This window comes from Pseudoduganella aquatica, assembly GCF_020865585.1.
Taxonomy (GTDB): Bacteria; Pseudomonadota; Gammaproteobacteria; order Burkholderiales; family Burkholderiaceae_D; genus Rugamonas; species Rugamonas aquatica_A.
Genome location: NZ_CP086370.1, coordinates 4,886,563 through 4,904,259, shown reverse-complemented (window position 1 = coordinate 4,904,259; position 17,697 = coordinate 4,886,563). Strand labels below are relative to the sequence as shown.

The 17,697-nt window shown below is 66.6% G+C and carries 13 protein-coding genes; 6 read left to right on the top strand and 7 right to left on the bottom strand.

Annotated elements, in window-relative coordinates:
- From KT882_RS21780 to KT882_RS21770, 3 genes are all read left to right on the top strand, one after another.
- Positions 1–2,475, top strand: a complete 2,475-nt coding sequence (locus KT882_RS21780; RefSeq protein WP_161075467.1) for a hybrid sensor histidine kinase/response regulator — start codon at positions 1–3, stop codon at positions 2,473–2,475.
- Positions 2,462–2,863 carry a response regulator transcription factor gene (locus KT882_RS21775; protein WP_161075468.1) on the top strand — a complete coding sequence of 134 codons (402 nt, stop codon included), beginning with the start codon at positions 2,462–2,464 and terminating at the stop codon, positions 2,861–2,863. The genes KT882_RS21780 and KT882_RS21775 overlap by 14 nt, the downstream gene beginning before the upstream one ends.
- 126 nt (positions 2,864–2,989) lie before the next feature.
- Positions 2,990–4,060: a redoxin family protein gene (locus tag KT882_RS21770; RefSeq protein ID WP_228893306.1), complete on the top strand. Its 1,071-nt coding sequence runs from the start codon at positions 2,990–2,992 to the stop codon at positions 4,058–4,060.
- A 19-nt stretch (positions 4,061–4,079) separates the two neighbouring features.
- On the opposite strand, the gene KT882_RS21765 is transcribed toward KT882_RS21770, so the two are convergent.
- From KT882_RS21765 to KT882_RS21750, 4 genes are all read right to left on the bottom strand, one after another.
- A complete protein-coding gene (locus KT882_RS21765; RefSeq protein WP_228893305.1) occupies positions 4,080–5,132 on the bottom strand; it encodes a porin in 1,053 nt (350 codons plus the stop codon).
- A 96-nt stretch (positions 5,133–5,228) separates the two neighbouring features.
- Positions 5,229–6,551: an MFS transporter gene (locus KT882_RS21760; RefSeq protein WP_228893304.1), complete on the bottom strand. Its 1,323-nt coding sequence runs from the start codon at positions 6,549–6,551 to the stop codon at positions 5,229–5,231.
- A 65-nt stretch (positions 6,552–6,616) separates the two neighbouring features.
- On the bottom strand, positions 6,617–7,561 hold the full coding sequence (locus KT882_RS21755; protein WP_228893303.1) for a hydroxyacid dehydrogenase: 945 nt from the start codon (positions 7,559–7,561) through the stop codon (positions 6,617–6,619).
- Positions 7,558–8,253 (bottom strand): RraA family protein, encoded by a 696-nt coding sequence (locus KT882_RS21750; protein WP_161075472.1) that lies wholly within the window; start codon positions 8,251–8,253, stop codon positions 7,558–7,560. The genes KT882_RS21755 and KT882_RS21750 overlap by 4 nt, the downstream gene beginning before the upstream one ends.
- Positions 8,254–8,362: 109 nt before the next feature.
- On the opposite strand from KT882_RS21750, the gene KT882_RS21745 reads away from it, so the two are divergent.
- Complete coding sequence (locus tag KT882_RS21745) at positions 8,363–9,256, top strand: LysR family transcriptional regulator (protein ID WP_161075473.1); 894 nt, start codon at positions 8,363–8,365, stop codon at positions 9,254–9,256.
- 2 nt (positions 9,257–9,258) lie between these two features.
- On the opposite strand, the gene KT882_RS21740 is transcribed toward KT882_RS21745, so the two are convergent.
- Positions 9,259–10,617 (bottom strand): MFS transporter, encoded by a 1,359-nt coding sequence (locus KT882_RS21740; RefSeq protein ID WP_228893302.1) that lies wholly within the window; start codon positions 10,615–10,617, stop codon positions 9,259–9,261.
- A 117-nt stretch (positions 10,618–10,734) separates the two neighbouring features.
- Positions 10,735–11,721 (bottom strand): aldo/keto reductase, encoded by a 987-nt coding sequence (locus tag KT882_RS21735; protein ID WP_228893301.1) that lies wholly within the window; start codon positions 11,719–11,721, stop codon positions 10,735–10,737.
- A 107-nt stretch (positions 11,722–11,828) separates the two neighbouring features.
- Between KT882_RS21735 and KT882_RS21730 the strand changes: the two genes are divergently transcribed.
- A complete protein-coding gene (locus tag KT882_RS21730; protein ID WP_161075476.1) occupies positions 11,829–12,746 on the top strand; it encodes a LysR substrate-binding domain-containing protein in 918 nt (305 codons plus the stop codon).
- A 164-nt stretch (positions 12,747–12,910) separates the two neighbouring features.
- On the opposite strand, the gene KT882_RS21725 is transcribed toward KT882_RS21730, so the two are convergent.
- On the bottom strand, positions 12,911–14,419 hold the full coding sequence (locus tag KT882_RS21725; protein WP_228893300.1) for a sulfatase family protein: 1,509 nt from the start codon (positions 14,417–14,419) through the stop codon (positions 12,911–12,913).
- A gap of 187 nt (positions 14,420–14,606) precedes the next feature.
- Here KT882_RS21725 and KT882_RS21720 point away from each other — a divergent pair, with 187 nt between their 5' ends.
- The gene (locus tag KT882_RS21720) at positions 14,607–17,549 is read left to right on the top strand and encodes a polysaccharide lyase family 8 super-sandwich domain-containing protein (RefSeq protein WP_228893299.1); all 2,943 of its coding nucleotides are present in this window, start codon (positions 14,607–14,609) and stop codon (positions 17,547–17,549) included.
- Positions 17,550–17,697: the final 148 nt, after the last annotated feature.

The window sequence follows — 17,697 nt, the reverse complement described above, 5'->3', positions numbered from 1 at the left end:
ATGCCGAACCGGCGCCGCGCCAGCCGCATCGTCATCGCCTCGGCCTGCGTGCTGATCGGCGCGATGCTGGCCGGCTGCGCCGCGCTGATCTGGATGGCGCGCCAGCAGGCCATCGACGAATGGCGCCAGCACCTGAGCAATCTGTCGCTGGTGCTGGCCGAGCAGACCTCGCAGGAGGTGACCGCCGCCTACCTGATCCTCGAGAGCATCGCCGAAACGGTGCAGGCGGCCGAGGCGGGCAGCGCGGCCGAACTGCGCGAGCGCATGGGAACGGCGGCCGTGTACGCCAGCATGCGCGACAAGAAGCGCGCCGTGCCGCAGGTGGACGTGGCCACCATCATCGCCGCGAACGGCGACGTGATCAATTTCACGCGTTCCCATCCTGCGCCGCCCATCAACCTGGCCGACCGCGATTATTTCCAGGCCCAGCGCAGCTCGAACCAGGCCGGCGTGTTCATCAGCGCGCCGGTGCGCAACAAGGGCAACGGCGCCTGGACCTTTTACCTGAGCAAGCGCCTCAACGGCCGGCACGGCGAGTTCATCGGGGTGGCGCTGGTGGGCTTTTCCAGCGCCTTCATCAGCGACTTCTACCGCAAGATCAGCCTGGGAAAGGACGCCAGCATTACGCTGTACCGGCGCGACTTCACGCTGCTGGCGCGCTGGCCCCACGTGGACGAGATGATGGGCAAGGTCAACCGCAGCGGCTCGAGCTACACCGTGATCGAGACCATGGGGCGCAGCCATGGCGTGCTGGTGACGGCGCAGCCGCGCCTGGCTGCCGGAGGCCAGCCGGTGCTGCGCATGGGCGCGCCCCGGCTGGTGGACAAATACCCTTTGATCGTCAACGTCACCGTGACCGACGATATGTTTCTCGGCCAGTGGCGCCAGTACGCGCTCAAGCTGGCCATGATGGGCGGCGGCGGCGTGCTGGCCGTGGGCATGGCCTTTGCCTTCCTGCTGCGCGCGGTGCGCCGCCGCGAGCGCGACATGGCGCTGATGGCGCGCCTGCAGGCCGACGCCGAGGCGGCCAGCCGCGCCAAGTCGGACTTCCTGGCCCTGATGAGCCATGAAATCCGCACCCCGCTGACCGCCATCATCGGCTTTGCCGAGCTGATGGAGAGCGCGCCGCACTTGAGCGACGCGCGCGACGCCGGCCAGATCATTGCCCGCAACGGCCAGCACCTGCTGGCCATCCTCAACGACATCCTGGACATTTCCAAGGTCGAGGCCGGGCGCCTGCAGCTGGAACTGCTGCCGTTCTCGCCCTACGACTGCGTCGCCGGCGTCAGCGCCGCCATGCGCCCCCAGGCGCACAGCAAGGGCGTGGCCTTCGCCTGCGAGGTGGCCTATCCGCTGCCCACCCTGGTGATGGGCGACCCCACGCGCTGGCGCCAGATCCTGTTCAACCTGTGCGGCAACGCCGTCAAGTTCACCGAGCTGGGCAGCGTAACGCTGGCGCTGGACTACGACGCGGCCGGCCAGCGCCTGCGCTGCGTGGTGTCGGACACCGGCATCGGCATGTCGGCCGAGCAGCAGGCGGCGCTGTTCCTGCCTTTCTCGCAGGCCGACGCGTCGACCGCGCGCCGCTACGGCGGCACCGGCCTGGGGCTGCACCTGGTGCGCCAGCTGGCCACATCCATGGGCGGCGAGGTCGGCGTGGAGAGCGAGCCGGGGCGCGGTTCGCGCTTCACGGTCAGCGTGCCGGCTGCAGTGGCGCCGCAGTCGGCCTGGCTGGAGCAGGCGCCGGCGGCGCAGCCCACCGCGCCGCCCCCGGGCGAAAGCCGCCTGGCCGGCCATGTGCTGGTGGCCGAGGACGGTCCCGACAACCGCAAGCTGGTGGCCGCCTACCTGGCCCGCTGCGGCCTGCGCTACACCATGACCGAGAACGGCAAGGAGGCGGTCGAGGCCGCGCTGCAGGCCTCCTACGACGTGATCCTGATGGACGTGCAGATGCCGGTGCTGGGCGGCCTGGAGGCGACCGCCGTGCTGCGGGCGGCCGGCTACGGCGGCCCCATCCTGGCGCTGAGCGCCAATGTGCTGCCGGAAGACCTGGCGCGCTACCACGCCACCGGCTTCAGCGGCCATGTGGCCAAGCCTATCGATTTCGGCCTGCTGGGCCAGGCGCTGGAACAGGCGCTGGCCGCGCGGCCGGGCTCGGCGCCCACCGACTTCGCCAACATCCCCAGCCTGGGACCGCTGCGGCTGGCCTACGGTCAGGCCTTGCCGGGACGGCTGGACGCGTTGCGGGCGGCGCTGGACGCGGCGCGGCTGGACGAGGCCGAGCGCCTGGCCCATATGCTCAAGGGCTCGGCTGCCTCGTTCGGCTTTGCCGAGGTGGGCAGCCTGGCCGCCGAGATCGAGTCGGCCGCACTGAACGGCGCCGCGCCGCGCGCGCTGGAAGCGCTGCAGAAGATTGAACAACTGGAAGCGGTGCGCCGGCTGCGCACGGAAGGAGAACACCATGAGCTTGAATGAAGCGGGCACGGTCCTGATCGCCGACGACGAGCCTGCCATGCGCTCGCTGCTGACCTCGGTACTGCGCGACCACGGCTTTCGCCAGTTCCTGCTGGCCGCCGACGGCCAGCAGGCCGTCGACATGCTGGGCCGCGACGACGTGCCTATCGGCCTGGCCTTTATCGACCTGAACATGCCCGGCTTCGGCGGCCTGGAGGTCATCGCGCTGGCGCGCACGCTGCGCCCGCAGTGCTATTGCGTGGTCGTCAGCGGCAACAGCGAACTGTCGAACGTGATGGCGGCCATCGCCGGCGGCGCGCGCGGCTTCATTGTCAAGCCCTACACCGCCAAGAAGGTCAGCGACATCCTGGACAAATACCACCGCGAACGGGCCGGCCCCTCCGCCTAGCGCGGCTTTGTATCTCAATATGTCCGGCGGCCTCCCGGACACATGGAGAGCGTTTCCCGACATGCGCCGGATACAGCCGTGCGGTCTAATCGCAGGTATCGACAATTTCCATAGCGAGGCATGCAGATGAAACGGATCTCTTTGGCCCTGGCCGGCGGCGTGGCGGCCATCCTGTTGGCGGCGGCCGGCAGTGCGGCGACGGCGCCCGCCGGGCCGCTGAGCGGCAAGCTGCCGGTGGAGGGCACCGCGCCCGGTTTCGACGGCGCCGTGACCTGGCTCAATTCGGCCCCGCTGACGTCCAAGCAGCTGCGCGGCAAAGTGGTGCTGGTGGATTTCTGGACCTATTCCTGCATCAACTGCATCCGCACCGTGCCCTATGCGCGCGCCTGGGCCAGCAAATACAAAGACCAGGGCCTGGCCGTGGTCGGCGTGCATACGCCGGAATTCAAGTTCGAGCAGGACCTGACCAATGTGAACGCCGCCGTGGGCCGCTTCCAGATCGACTTCCCCATCGCCGTGGACAGCAAGCAGAGCATCTGGCAGGCCTGGGGCAACCGCTACTGGCCGGCCTACTACCTGGTGGACGCCAACGGCAAGATCCGCTACAAGCAGTTCGGCGAAGGCAATTACGACAAGATGGAGCGCGCCATCCAGTCGCTGCTGGCCGAGGCCAGCGGCAAGCCGGCGGTCGACAGCGGCCTGGTGAATCCAGCCACGCCGGCCGAGCAGATGCAGCCGGACCTGGACAACGTCGGCTCCGGCGAAGCTTACATCGGCTACCGGCAGGCGGAGAACTTCCGCTCGCCGGAGCGTGTGCGCCAGGACCGTTTGCAGCAGTATTCCGTGGGCGCGCTGCAACTCAACGAGTGGGGGCTGTCCGGCCAGTGGACGGTGGGCGCCGAGAGCGCGGTGGCGGGGCAGGCCGATGCCGCCGTGGCGCACCGCTTCAGCGCGCGCGACCTGCACCTGGTGCTGGGCGCGGGCAAGCCGGGCGCCAGCGTGCGCATCAAGGTCACGCTGGACGGCCAGCCGCCGGGCGCCGACCACGGCGCCGACATCGACGCCGACGGCAACGGCGTGGTCAGCGCCACCCGCCTGTACCAGCTGGTCCGCCAGAGCGGCAAGGTGCGCCAGCGCCGGTTTGAAATCCGCTTCCTGGACAAGGGCGCGGAAGCCTACGCCTTCACCTTCGGCTGAGCGGACTTTGAGCCGCCCCTCAGAACCGGTGCATCACGCCGGCCGACACGCCGTGCTGGCGGGTTTGCTTTGAGGCCGGAAGCAGCGCGCCGCGATAGCTGTTGACGTCGATCTCCGCGTACAGGTTGGTGCGCGTGGAGAGCGTGTAGCTCGCGCCAAGCAGGGACAGCGTGCGCGTGCCGCTGTTGTTGCCCGCTGCGTAGCGGGAGCGGTACAGCGCGCCCGTGATTTCCACGAAGGGATTGATCAGGTAGCTGACCCCGCCAAAGGCCGTCATGTTGCGGTATGCAACCCCAGCTGCGCCGTCCTGCCGTTCGCGCGACAGGCCGGCCTTGACGGTCACGTTTTGCAGCTTGGCGCCGCCGCCGACGATGTGGGCTTCGTTCTCGAATCCGGCCGGCGTCTGCTTGCGGGTGTAGGCGCCCGCCGCCAGCAGCGTGCCGCCGGTGTAGCTGAAGCCGGCCGCGCGCGCTGTGCCTTTGCGCGCATCACCTTCCACTTCCCGCGGCGCGTACTCGGCGCGCACGGTCAGGCCGCCGAAAGTGCCGCTGTACTGGATGTCGTTGTTGAAGCGCGTGCCCGACGAGGACGAGGCGCTCAGCCCGGCCGCCACCGCCGCCGCCGGCAGCGTCGTGCCCGCGCCCGAGGACAGCGGCACCAGGCCGGTGTAGTGGTGGTTGAAGGGATCGAGGAACAGTTCGGTGCGGAAGCCTATGGTGTATTGCCGCCCCAGATCCACATAGCCCCATTTTCCGCCCAGGCCGACTGCGGCGGTGCGGTTGAACAGCACGTTCTTGGTGTTGTCCAGCGCGCCGGTCTTGCTGACAAAGCCGCTCTCCAGCAGGACGCGCGCGCTCAGGCCGCCGCCCAGGTCTTCCAGGGCGCGGAAGCCAAGCCGGTTCGAATAGTAGTTGCCGGACCCCATGGACAGCAGGCTGTTGCCGGCCTCGTCCACATTGGTCTGGTAGCGCAGTCCGGCGTCGATGGCGCCGTAGAACTGCACGCTGGATTGGGCGGCGGCGTGCGGCAGCACGGCGGCCAGCGCCAAGGCCAGCAGGGTGGGCTTGATCATGGTTGTCTCCGATTTTTTTCGTGATGTGGCGAGGCGGCAGCGTCCCTCCGCCAGGGGCGGTGCGGGACGCTGCGAGGGGAGGCGGCTGCCGGGCTGTTAAGCCGTGGCGTTGGCCGCTGCGTTGCGCGCCGTCTGGCGGGCGCTGTTGCTCAGCGAGAGCAGGGTGAGGATGCTGGCCACGGCCAGCGCCGCGATGGGCATCAGGGCCAGCGCATGGCTGCCGGTTTCCTCCTTGATCCAGCCGTAGACGTTGACCATCAGCCCGCCTCCGATCAGGTTGGACACCGCGTTGATGGTGGCCAGGCCTGCCGCTGCGGAGGACGGCGCGAGCCAGCTGGAACTGAGTGCCCAGAACGGCCCCTTGAAGGAGTAGGCGCCGATCAGTACGCAGGACAGCAGCGCGATGGTGGTGGCCAGCGACGTGGTCAGCAGCGTGCACAGCATGCCGGCGGCGATCAGGGCCAGCGGAATGGCGGTGTGCCAGCGGCGTTCGCGCTTCTTGTCCGAATGGCGGCCCCACCAGACCATGGCCACCGAGGCGATCACGTAGGGGATGGCGTTGACCAGGCCGGTCTGCATGACGGTCAGGCCGAACGATTTGATCAGTTGCGGCTGCCAGATGCCCAGCACCGAGCCGGCCGACGAGGCGGTGGCGCAGATGAGGGCCATGCCCAGCACTTCCTTGCTGCGGAACAGCTGCCAGACCGTGGGCTTGGCGCCGCCTTTCTTGGCGTTGCGTTCCTGCTCCAGCCGTCCGGCCAGCCAGTTGCGCTGCTCTTCAGTCAGCCAGCGGGCCTGCTGCGGGCGGTCGGTCAGGAAGAACAGGCAGACCACGCCCATGGCCACGGTGGGCACGCCTTCCAGGATGAACAGCCAGTGCCAGCCGCGCAGCCCCAGCATGCCGTCCGCCTGCAGCAGCAGGGCCGACAGCGGCGAGCCGACAAAGCTGGCCATCGGCACCGCCACCATGAAAATGGCGATGATGCGCGCCCGGTAGGCGGCCGGGAACCAGTAGGTGAGGTAGAGCAGCACGCCGGGGAAGAAGCCCGCTTCGGCCGCGCCCAGCAGGAAGCGCATGGCGAACAGCGAGGCCTGGCCCTGGACCATGGCGGTGCAGGCGGTGACGATGCCCCAGGTGATCATGATGCGGGCGATCCACTTGCGGGCGCCGAATTTCTGCAGCGCCAGGTTGCTGGGCACTTCGAACAGGAAGTAGGAAATGAAAAACAGGCTGCCTGCAAAGCCGAACACACGCGGCGTGATGCCGAGGTCGTGGTTCATCTGCAGCGCGGCCATGCCGATATTGCCCCGGTCGATAAAGGCGAGCAGGTAGCACACCATCAAGAAAGGGATCAGGCGCCAGGTCACCTTGCGGATGGTTTCCGCTTCGATGCGTGTATTGTTGTCGAGTGCGTTCATAGTCGTCTCCGTAACTGTAATCCTAAAGCGCGTCTTGGTGCGCGCTTGGGCTTGTTTTGCTGCGGTCAGGCTGGTTCTTGCAGTACCGCCAACACGTTGCGCGCGGCGGCCACGCCCATGCCGACATAGGCGTCGCTGGTCACGCCGCCGATGTGCGGCGACAGGACAAGGTTGGGAATGCTGATAAACGGGTGGTCCGCGCGGAAAGGCTCCACCTGGAAACTGTCCAGCCCTGCCGCCAGCAGCGCGCCGCTGCGCAGGGCGTCCGCCAGCGCCTGCTCGTCGATCAGGCCGCCGCGCGCGGTGTTGACCACGATGGCGCCGGGACGCATGGTGGCCAGCGTGGCCGCGTTCAGCATATTGGCGTTGTCCGGCGTGAGCGGGCAATGCAGCGACAGCACGTCCGCTCCGGCGATCACCTCGGCCAGCGGCAACGGCGCCACGCTTTCCGGCGCGGTCGTCGCATACGGGTCGTGGGCGATGACCTTCATGCCCAGCGCCGCGCCCACGGTGGCCACGCGCGCGCCGATGGCGCCCAAGCCCACCAGGCCCAGCGTGCGGCCGCGCAGTTCCAGGCTCTTGTGGGTGGGCTTGTCCCAGTGGCCGGCGCGCATGCGCTGGTCCAGCCCGGCCACGTTCTTGGCGCAGGCCAGGATCAAGGCCCAGGTGTGCTCGGCCACGGCGGGCGCATTGGCGCCCACGGCAGCCTTGACGGCGATGCCGCGCCGGGCGGCCGCCGCGCTGTCTATGGTGTCCAGGCCGGCGCCGTGCTTGGCGATCACGCGCAGCTTGCTGTTGGCCTCGATCACGCGGCTGGTGATGCGGCCGTAGCGCACGATAATGGCGGCCGGCTGGTGGCGGCGGCTCAGGTCCAGCAGCTGTTCCTCGTCCGGCGTTCTGCCTGCGTACACGATGTCGAACGAAGGCAGCAGGGCCAGCGCCTGCTCGGCCAGGTCGGCGCCGGTGACCAGGATGGTGTCGCGCAGAATGGTATCGCGTGCGTGGTTCACAGCGTTTCCCCTTCGGCCAGCACGCCGGCCTTGCGCAGCGCGCCGTCCAGCCAGTTCGGGCGCAGCTGCTCGCCGCTGCGGATGCCTTCCAGGCGCACCGTTTCGTCCGCCAGTTTCTTCTTCGCCAGTTCCAGGATGGCCGGCACCTTGGCCGGTTCGACCACCACCACGCCGTCGGCGTCGGCCACCACCAGGTCGCCCGGCTGCACCGTCACGCCGCCCACGGACACCGGCCAGTTCACACGGCCCGGCACCAGCTTGGTCGGCCCGTTCGGATTGGCGCCGATGGCATACATGGGGAAGCCCAGCTCGCGGATTGCTTCGGTATCGCGCACGGCGCCGTTAATCACCACGCCGGCAATGCCGATGGCCATGCACTGCGACACCATGATTTCGCCCATCAGCGCGCAGCTCTCGTCGCCCTTGCCGTCGATTACCAGCACATCGCCCGGTTTGGCCATGGCCATGGCGGCGTGGATCATCAGGTTGTCGCCGGGACGCACTTCTATCGTCAGGGCCGGGCCGGCCAGGCGCATGGACGGCGCCAGCGGGGCGATGCGGCTGCTCAGGGCGCCGCGCCGGCCGGCCACGTCGGCCAGGATGGACGAGGGGAACATGGCGGCGCGCGCAACCAGGTCGGGGTCGATGCGTTCGATGTCGCGGATCACGTCGGGTGGGGTGGAATGGCTCATGGGTGCTCCTTGTTGTGGTGTTGTGCAATCAGTGAGCCGAGTATAGGTAGCACAATCTATAATGTATATTCACTTAATTTTTGAATTTTTAAACTTTGAGGAATGAGTTGTGGACTTCCGGGACATGAAGTATTTCGAGGTGATCGCCGCCGAAGGCAGCTTGGCGCGCGCGGCCGAGCGCCTGCACCGGACCCAGCCGGCGCTGACCAAGTGCATAGACCGGCTGGAGGACGACCTGGGGGCCCGGCTGTTCGAGAAGGACGGCCGGGGCATGCGGCTGACGGCCGCCGGCCAAGTGCTGGTGAAGCGCACGCGGCAGATGGCCATCATGGTGGAGGAGACCGCGCGCGAGATGCAGGATTACGCCGGTGGCCTGCGCGGCAATGTGCGCATTGGCTGCCTGCCCACGCTGGCCGAGCACCTGATGCCGGCCGTGTTCGAGCAACTGCTGGCCCAGGCGCCGGAGATCACGGTGCAGCTGGTGGTGGCGATGAACAACAACCTGGTGGCCAGCCTGCGGGACTGCGAGATCGACCTGGCGGTGGGGCCGATGCAGGAGGGCGACGCGGAACTGGTGTGCGAGCAGATTGCCGAGGACACGGTGGTGGTGATGGCCAGCGAGCGCCATCCCATCTTCGACGCGCCGCGCACGCCGGCCGAGCTGCTGCAATACAAATGGATGCTGCCGGCGGCCACGGTGGCCTCGCGCCAGTGGCTGGAGCAGACCTTCGAGCGCAACGGCCTGCCGCGCCCGCAGGTGCAGATTGAATCGAACGTGCTCAACACCATACTGCCGGTGCTGGAGCGGACCTCAATGCTCGGCTTTGTGTCGCGCTTCAACCTGGTGGTGGGCCGGGCGCGCGTGCGCGAGGTGGCCGTGGCGGAGCTGCAGATGCAGCGCCGCTTCGGCCTGAGCCACCGGCGCCAGGCTTATTTGTCGCCGGTGGCGCTGCGGGTGGCGGCCATTTTGCGCGAGCAGGGCAAGAAGCTGCTTGTTGTCTGAGCTCAGGCCGAATAGCCGCTCGGCGCGCCGTCCGGTTCCGGCTTGGCTGCCTGGGCAGGCTCCTGCATGCCGTCGTCATGGTGGAAGGGCGCCTTCCAGCACACGATAAAGGAAGGAATGGTGGCCACCATCACAAAGATAAAGTAAGGCACGTAGCCCATCATCTGCTGCAGGTGGCCGGACAGGACGCCGGTGACCATGCCGCACAAGCCCATCAGGCCGGTGCCGAAGGCGTAGTGGGTGGTGGCGTATTTGCCGGGGGCGAGCTGCTGCATCAGGTAGATCATGAAGCCCACCGCGCCGAAGCCGAAGAAGAACTTCTCGATCACCACGCCGGCGCTGATGGCCAGCAGGCTGTCCGGCTGGTAGATGCTCATCACCAGGAAGGTGGCGTTGGGGATGTTGATGGCGCAGCACAGCGTGAACAGTGTGGACTTGAGGCCGCGCCGCGCCACGAACCAGCCGCCCAGCAGGGAGCCGAGCAGCACGGCCGCCAGGCCGTAGGTGCCGTAGATAATGCCCAGCTGCTCGTTCGACAGCCCCAGGCCGCCCTTGGCCACCGGGTCCACCATGAAGAAGGGGCCGATCTTTTCCAGGAAGCCCACGCTCAGGCGGAACAGGAAGGCAAAGGCGATCATCAGCCACACGCCGGGCTTGGCGAACAGGGTGCGGAAAGCGTCGACCAGGATGCGGCGCGCTTCGGCGGCGGAGGAGGGCGTGTCCGGTGCGCGCGCGCCGTCCGGCATCACGCGCACATGCCAGGCCATCATCACCAGCGTCAGCACGGCGACGATGATGAAGATGACGCGCCAGGCGTCCATCCACTCCGGGCCGAAGGTCTTGGGATCATGGCCGAACACGTCGGCGTGCAGGCGGCCGGACAGGTAGACCAGGCCGCCCGAGGCCACGATGGGGCCGACGTTCCAGGACAGGCTCTGGATGCCGCAGTACAGCGACTGGCTGCGCGAATCCAGCGAGGTGACGTAGACGCCGTCGCTGGCGATGTCCTGCGTGGCGCCGATGAAGGACATCAGCACGAACATTGCCACCAGCAGCGCCATCGCGCCCGGCATGGCCATGGCCAGCGCAATGGCGCCAAAGCCCAGGGCCAGCAGCAGCTGCGTGGCCAGCACGAAGAACTTCTTGGTGCGGTACATGTCCACGAAGGGCGCGAACAGCGGCTTGATGGTGTAGGCGAAGATCAGCATGCTCGAATAGCCGGCCGCCTGGCCGTTGTCCATGCCCAGGTTCTTGAACATGATGGAGCTCACGCTGGTCAGCATCACATAGGCCAGCGCCATGGTGAAATAGCCGGTGGGCACCCATAGCAGCGGCGAGGTCGATGGACGGTTTGGTGGCATTGCTGGTCTCCGTTGCTGCTGTTTTGATGAATTATAGTTGGTCTTTGAAAACGTTTTCACATTTCTTGAAAACGTTTTCATGATAACGACAGACTTTCTATAAAGTCAAACAAAACCTCACCAGAGGTGGTGCACGTGCGGGGCGATACGGGAGCGGTAGAGATTGCGGATTTCCTGAATCACATCGGCCGGCAGGGCGGGCGCGGCGCTGGCGGCGCTGTTGGCCTGGGCCTGGGCGCCGTTCTTGGCGCCGGGGATGACGGTGCTGACCGCGTCCTCCATCAAGATCCATTTCAGCGCGAACTGGGTCATGGCGGCGCCGGCGGGCAGCAGCTTGCGGATGTCCTCCACCACCTCCAGCGCCAGGCCGTAGGGCACGCCGGAGAAGGTCTCGCCCTTGTCGAAGGCTTCGCCGTTGCGGTTGAAGGCGCGGTGGTCGTCCGCCGCGAAGAGGGTGTCGCGGTTCATTTTGCCGGTCAGCAGGCCGGAGGCCAGGGGCACGCGGGCAATCACGCCCACGCCGCGCCTGGCCGCCTCCGCGAAGAACAGGCCGGCCGGGCGCTGGCGGAACATATTGAAGATAATCTGCACCGTGGCCACGTTGGCGTACTCCATCGCCTTCAGGCCCTCCTCCACCTTCTCGACCGACACGCCGTAGCTGCGCAGTTTGCCCGCCGCGACCAGGTCGTCCAGCACGCCGAACACCTCAGGACGGTAATAGACCTCGGTGGGCGGGCAGTGCAGCTGCAGCAGGTCCAGCGCGTCGGTGTCCAGGTTGGCCAGCGAGCGCTCCACGAAGGCGGTCAGGTTCTCGCGGTTGTAGCCGTCGGCGGTGTGCGGCGACAGGCGGCGGCCGGCCTTGGTGGCCACCATGGGGCGGGGGCCGCCGCGCTCCTTCAGCACCTCGGCGATGATGCGCTCCGAGCGGCCGTCGCCATACACGTCCGCCGTGTCGATAAAGGTGGTGCCCGCATCCAGCGACGCGTGCAGCGCCTGCTTCGCGTCCGCCACGGACACATCGCCCCACGCGCCGCCGATGGCCCATGCGCCAAAGCCGATTTCCGATACCTCTTTCCCCGTCTTGCCCAACACGCGATGTTTCATTGCTTGAATCCCTGATGGTGTAAAGCCCAGTTATATCCCGGATCGCAGGCGGCGTGATACGATTTTGGATTAGACTGCTTCATTGCAGCAATGAAGGAGATTCATCCATGTCCACATTGGACCGTGTCGACCTCGCGGATCTGCGGGTCTTCCTCGCCATTACGCGCACCCGCAGCTTCAAGGCGGCCGCCATCCAGCTCGGGCTCACGCCGTCCGCCGCCAGCCACGCCATGCGGCGGCTGGAAGAGCGGCTGGCCACCAAGCTGCTCAACCGCTCCAGCCGCGCCGTCTCGCCGACCAATCTGGGCCAGGAGCTGGCGCAGCGGCTGGAGGAAGGCTTCGACCGCATAGGGCAGGCGCTGGCCGAGCTGGACGCGCCGGGCGCGGGCCGCTTCGGCGAGCTGCGCATCAACGTCTTCGCCGACGCGGCGCACGTGCTGATACAGCCCGCCATCCCCGAATTCGCCCGGCAGTGCCCGGATGTGCGGCTCACGGTGGTGGTGGAGGACAGGCCGATCGACATCGTCGCCGAAGGCTACGACGCGGGCATACGCTACGGCCACTACGTGCCGGAGGACATGGTGGCCGTGCCTTTGAGCCGGCCGCAGCGCTGGATCGTGGCCGGCGCGCCCGCCTACCTGCAAGCGCGCGGCCAGCCCATGCATCCGGACGACCTGGCCAGCCACACCTGTCTGCAACTGCTGCTGGGCGACAAATCGAGCTACCGCTGGGAGCTGGGGCGGGGCAGGGCGCGGCGCCACGTGCGGGTGCCCGGCCTGATCACGATAGGCGACACCGCCAGCACCATCGCGGCGGCCAAGGCTGGCGTGGGGCTGGCCTATGTGCTGGAGGCGCGGGTGCGGGAAGAACTGGAACAGGGCAGCCTGCAGCTGGTGCTTGCCGGCTACGCCGCCAGCAGCGAGCCCTTCCACATGTACTACAGCAGCCGCCGCCACAACCACCCCGCCTTGCGCACGCTGATCAACATCATCCGTTCCCAGCAGTCACTGGCAAAATTGCGCTAACCCCCCGGGGGTCAGTTCTCCCATCGCGCCATTTCACCTACGGGGTCAGTTCTACCATCACGTCATGCTTTCAGGTATGACGTGATGGTAGAACTGACCCCGGGTGCAGGTATGACGTGATTGTAGAACTGACCCCGGGTGAGGCGAGTGTGTTAGCTCGTGCTTTAGCTGGCGCGGCCGCTGGTGTCGAACGGGGCGGGGCGCCATGGGTCGCCGGTGCGCTCGAGCCAGGGCTGCAGCTCGCGCTCGACCAGATCCTGCACCAGCGCCATGTTGGCGGGGGCGATGTTGTTGAGCTGGTGCGGGTCGGCCTGGCGGTCGAACAGCACGTATTGCAGCGGCTTCTTGTCCCGGCGCTCTATTGACAGCGTGTATTGCGCGGTGCGCACGCCGCGCTTGCCGAAGGCGTTGGCGCCGTAGGGCATGTACATATAGAGCTGCGACGCCGGTCCTTCGCCTTTGCCGGTGCGCATGCGCCGGGACAGGTCGCTGCCTTCCACCGTGGCCGGGATCTTGCCTTCCAGGCCCAGCAGGCCCAGCATGGTGGGATACAGGTCCGGCAGCGACATCAGCATGTCGTCCATGCCGGCCTGCACCACGCCGGGCAGGCGGAACATCATCGGGATGCGCATCGACTCTTCGTAGTAGTTGTTCTTGCTGACCTCGCCATGCGCGCCCAGGCAGCAGCCGTGGTCGGAGAAGAACACCACCAGCGTGTTCTCGCACAGGCCGCAGTCGTCCAGCGTTTTCATGATGCGGCCGAACTGCTCGTCCACGCCGCTGACCATGGCGAAATACGCTTGCGCGTGGCGCGGGCCGGCCCCCGCCGCGTAGGCCTTGTCCCAGTTCACCGCCGGGCTGCGGTTCAGCTCTTTGGCGCTCTGGCCTGCGTACAGGTCCAGGTAGCGCTGCGGCACCTGGTCGTAGGGGCTGTGCGGCGGGTTCATCGACACCACCAGCGCGAAGGGCTTGGCGGGATCGCGCAGCTTGCCGCCTTCGTTTTTCAGGTAGCCGATGGCCTTGTCGGCTTCGTGTTCCGGCCCCCATTGGCGGATATGCAGCGGCGTGTCGCGCGTGCTCTCGTTGCTCCAGTACATGGGCGTCAGGTGGCGGTCGTAGGTGCCGTAGGAGTACCAGTAATCAAAGCCGTGGCGGCGCTCGGGCGGCGTCCATTCGTTCCATTTCATGCCGTGCGGCGGGTTGTTGTAGCTTTCCACGAAGGGCGCATGCGGCGCGTCCAGGTGCCATTTGCCGATGTAGCCCGTGGCGTAGCCCTGGGCCTTGAGGATGTCGGACCAGCACAGCGCATGCCGCGACAGGTCGATGCCGACCAGGGCACCGTAGTCGTGGCAGTTGCCGGTCATGCCGTTGCGGATGGCGTACTGGCCCGTCATCAGCATGCCGCGCGCCGGCGTGCACAGCGGGTAGTTGGAGACGGCCTCGCGCATCACCCGCGCTTCGCGGGCGAAGCGGTCGATATTGGGCGTGAGCACGGGATCGGCCTGCATGAATTGCTGCGCTTGCGCCCGCATTTCATCGGGGAAGACCAGCAGCAGGTTGGGCGGCCGGCTCTTGCCCGGCTTGCGCGGCGCGGCGGCCTGGGACGGCGCCGCCAGCATGGCGCCGCTGGCGGCGGCCAGTTGTTTGATGAAGTCGCGGCGTTTTTCGGTCATGTGGGTGTCCTGGAAAAGTTGGGCGCAAGGATGTGAGTTAACGTTATCACTTTGATGATCGCATTGCAACTGCGGTTTGTTGTGGCCGGCAAACGGCGCGCGGGTATTTCGATTGCGCCTGCAGGTATTTGAGTGATAACGTTAACTGATAAAAATAATCCTGGTTGCGCACACTTTGGAGAAACACATGAATCTCGCTTTCCGCCCGCGGCGCCCCGGCTTGCTGCTGGCCTTGCTGCTGCATGCCGGCCTGACCGCCGCCCCGGCCCGCGCCGACGTGTACGACGACCTGCGCAACAAGTGGCTGAACCGTTCCGCCAGCGCCCCGGCCCTGGCTGCCAATGACCCCGACGTGGCCATGCAGGCGGCCAACAGCAGCAGCGCCAACGAGCGCTACTGGACCACCTTGAACCAGGCGCCGGACCGCGCGGCGCTGTGGCCGGATCTGCCGCTGGGCACGGTGTCGGCCAACGTCACGGCCAGCGTGGCCCGCCTGAGCGCGCTCATGGCGGCCTACAAGTCTTCCAGTTCGCCTTATTACCAGAGTGTCGAGGTGCTGCAGGCCACGCTGGAGAGCCTGGACTGGCTGATCGCGCATGGCTACTCGGCCACCGGCACCGGCTACGACAACTGGTGGGACTGGCAGATAGGCACGCCGGCCAATCTGAACACCTTCATGATGGCGAACTACAGCCTGCTGACGCCAGAGCGCATCGCCGCCGTCGTCGCCGCGATGGACCATTACACGCCCAATCCGATCAAGCGCGCCAGCATGGACGGCACCATTGCCGCCAATGCCATTGAGGAAGTGGCGGCCAACCGGCTGGACAAGGCGCTCGGCGCGGTGCTGCGCGGCATAGTCGGCAAGGACGGCAGCAAGATCGCAGCGGGGCGCGACGCCATACCCGCCGCCCTGGTCTACGTTTCCAAGGGAGACGGCTATTACACCGACGGCAGCTTTATCCAGCACACCAACACGCCTTATGTTGGCGCTTACGGCACGGTGCTGCTGGCCGATATCAGCAAGCTGTATTACCTGCTCAACGATACCGCCTGGTCCATCAGCTCGGACCCGAACTACCTCAATCCCTTTGACTGGGCGATGAATGCCTACCGTCCTTTCATCTTCGACGGCGCCATGATGGACAACCAGCGCGGCCGCAGCATTTCGCGCCAGGGCTCGTCGGACCATCTTACCGGGCGTTCCACCATCAACTCCCTGGCCGAGCTGGCGCAGGTGCTGCCGGAGCCGCAGGCGTTCCAGCTGAAGTCCGTGATCAAGGGCTGGGTGGAGCGCGACGGCAGCTTTGGCGAGAGCTATTTCACGCCCTGGGCCGGCGCGGGCGTGCCGGTGTTCGATATCGCGCTGATCAAGGCCATCCTGAATGACCCGAGCATTCCGTCCGCGCCGGAAGGGAACGAAACCCGCATCTTCCCGTCGGCGGACCGCGCCGTGTCGCGCCGCGACGGCTATGCCTTCGCCTTGTCGATGTTCTCCAAGCGTATCAGCGCTTTCGAATACGGCAACGGCGAAAACAAGTTCGGCTGGTGGACCGGCGCAGGCATGACCCAGCTGTATAACGCGGACCAGACCCAGTACACCAACAACTACTGGCCCACGGTCAATCCGCGGCGCCTGTCCGGCACCACGACAGACGGCAGCAGCGGCACGCTGGTGGCGTGGAAGCACTACAGCAATCCCAAGAACGCCATCGGCGGCGCGGAACTGAACCGCGAGTTCGCCACCGCCGCCATGGAGTTCGCGATGACCAATTCAACGGCCAGCACCTTGTCGGGAAAGAAGGCCTGGTTCATGTTCGGCGACCGCATTGTGGCCGTCGGCACCGGCATCACCAGCACCGACGGCGTGCCGGTGGAGACCATCGTGGAGAACCGTTTGCTGAACGGGGCGGGCGACAATCAGCTGACCGTCAACGACGTGGCCAACGCCAAGCCAGGCACGCTGGCCTGGTCCGAGGCCATGCCCGCCACCAAGTGGGCGCATTTGGCGGGCAACACCTCCTACGGCTCCGATATCGGCTATGTCTTCCCGGACTTGCCTTCCGTGGCCGCATTGAGGGAAAGCCGCAGCGGGACGTGGCGCGCGATCAATGACGACGGCGGCACGGCCTCGGTCAGCAACAACTTCCTGAGCCTGGCGCTGAACCACGGTGTCAATCCCACGAACGCGGTCTACACCTATATCCTGCTGCCCAACCGCAGCGCCGAGGAAACCGCCGCCTTTGCCGCCGCCAATCCCATCAGCGTGATCGAGCGTTCCACCACCGCCACGGCGGTCCGGGACAATGCGCAGGGCGTGACGGGCGTGGTGTACTGGTTTGATTCGTCCAAGACCGTCAACGTGGCGGGCCAGCCGTATCTGACCAGCGACAAGCGTTCGGTGGTCACGCTGCGGCAGGTGGGCGGCGAGCTGGAACTGGCGGTGGCCGATCCGACCCAGCTCAATACCGGCCTGATTAACCTGGAAGTGAACCGCAGCGGCAACCTGGTGAGCAAGGATGACGCCATCAGCTTCCTCAATCCGGGCGCGGCGACGATCAAGCTGGCGGTCAGCGTCAATGGCTCGCTGGGCAAGTCCTTCAAGGCCAAGTTCGCGCTGACGAACAAGACGTCGCTGGGACCTGCCGGGGATGCGTATCTGCGCGACGGCACTTACGCCACCACCAACTACGGCGCCACGGCGAGCATGGTGGTCAAGCAGGAGACGGTGAGCTATACGCGCAAAGCGCTGCTGAAGTTTGACCTGTCCACAATCAGCGGCACGGTCACCAGCGCCAAGCTGAAACTGACGCCGACGTCGGTGGGCATGGCGGGCGTGACGCACAATCTGTACCAGACCGGCACGGACAACTGGACTGAAGGCGCGGTGACCTGGAATACCATGCCGGCCAATGGCGGCTTGCTGGGGAGCTGGGAGGTGCCTGCGGTGAATACGCCGGTCGAGATTGATGTGACGGCGGCGGCCAACGGCGTGATGGGTGGCAGCAAGGTCTTGTCGATGAAGCTGGAGGGCGCCGCCAATTTCGGCAGCGCCTCGTCGGTGGAGTATGGAACGAAAGAGCATGGGAACGCGAATTACCGTCCTACGCTAGTCGTCACGTATCAATAACAGAAATTCACGAGCAACCTTTTGCCCGTTCCGGCGTCTCGCCGGGATGGGTTTTTTTTTTGTGGCCGCAGGCGGCGCCGGCGCGGCGGGTTACGCGCGGCTGCGCCGCGCTAACCCGCCCTACGTTGCCCAAACCTTCACCATTCGC

Bases quoted from the DNA above. Each gene is read 5' to 3' on its own strand.
- KT882_RS21780 (WP_161075467.1), top strand. From the start codon at position 1: ATGCCGAACCGGCGCCGCGCCAGCCGCATCGTCATCGCCTCGGCCTGC.
- KT882_RS21775 (WP_161075468.1), top strand. From the start codon at position 2,462: ATGAGCTTGAATGAAGCGGGCACGGTCCTGATCGCCGACGACGAGCCT.
- KT882_RS21770 (WP_228893306.1), top strand. From the start codon at position 2,990: ATGAAACGGATCTCTTTGGCCCTGGCCGGCGGCGTGGCGGCCATCCTG.
- KT882_RS21765 (WP_228893305.1), bottom strand. From the start codon at position 5,132: ATGATCAAGCCCACCCTGCTGGCCTTGGCGCTGGCCGCCGTGCTGCCG.
- KT882_RS21760 (WP_228893304.1), bottom strand. From the start codon at position 6,551: ATGAACGCACTCGACAACAATACACGCATCGAAGCGGAAACCATCCGC.
- KT882_RS21750 (WP_161075472.1), bottom strand. From the start codon at position 8,253: ATGAGCCATTCCACCCCACCCGACGTGATCCGCGACATCGAACGCATC.
- KT882_RS21740 (WP_228893302.1), bottom strand. From the start codon at position 10,617: ATGCCACCAAACCGTCCATCGACCTCGCCGCTGCTATGGGTGCCCACC.
- KT882_RS21735 (WP_228893301.1), bottom strand. From the start codon at position 11,721: ATGAAACATCGCGTGTTGGGCAAGACGGGGAAAGAGGTATCGGAAATC.
- KT882_RS21730 (WP_161075476.1), top strand. From the start codon at position 11,829: ATGTCCACATTGGACCGTGTCGACCTCGCGGATCTGCGGGTCTTCCTC.
- KT882_RS21725 (WP_228893300.1), bottom strand. From the start codon at position 14,419: ATGACCGAAAAACGCCGCGACTTCATCAAACAACTGGCCGCCGCCAGC.
- KT882_RS21720 (WP_228893299.1), top strand. From the start codon at position 14,607: ATGAATCTCGCTTTCCGCCCGCGGCGCCCCGGCTTGCTGCTGGCCTTG.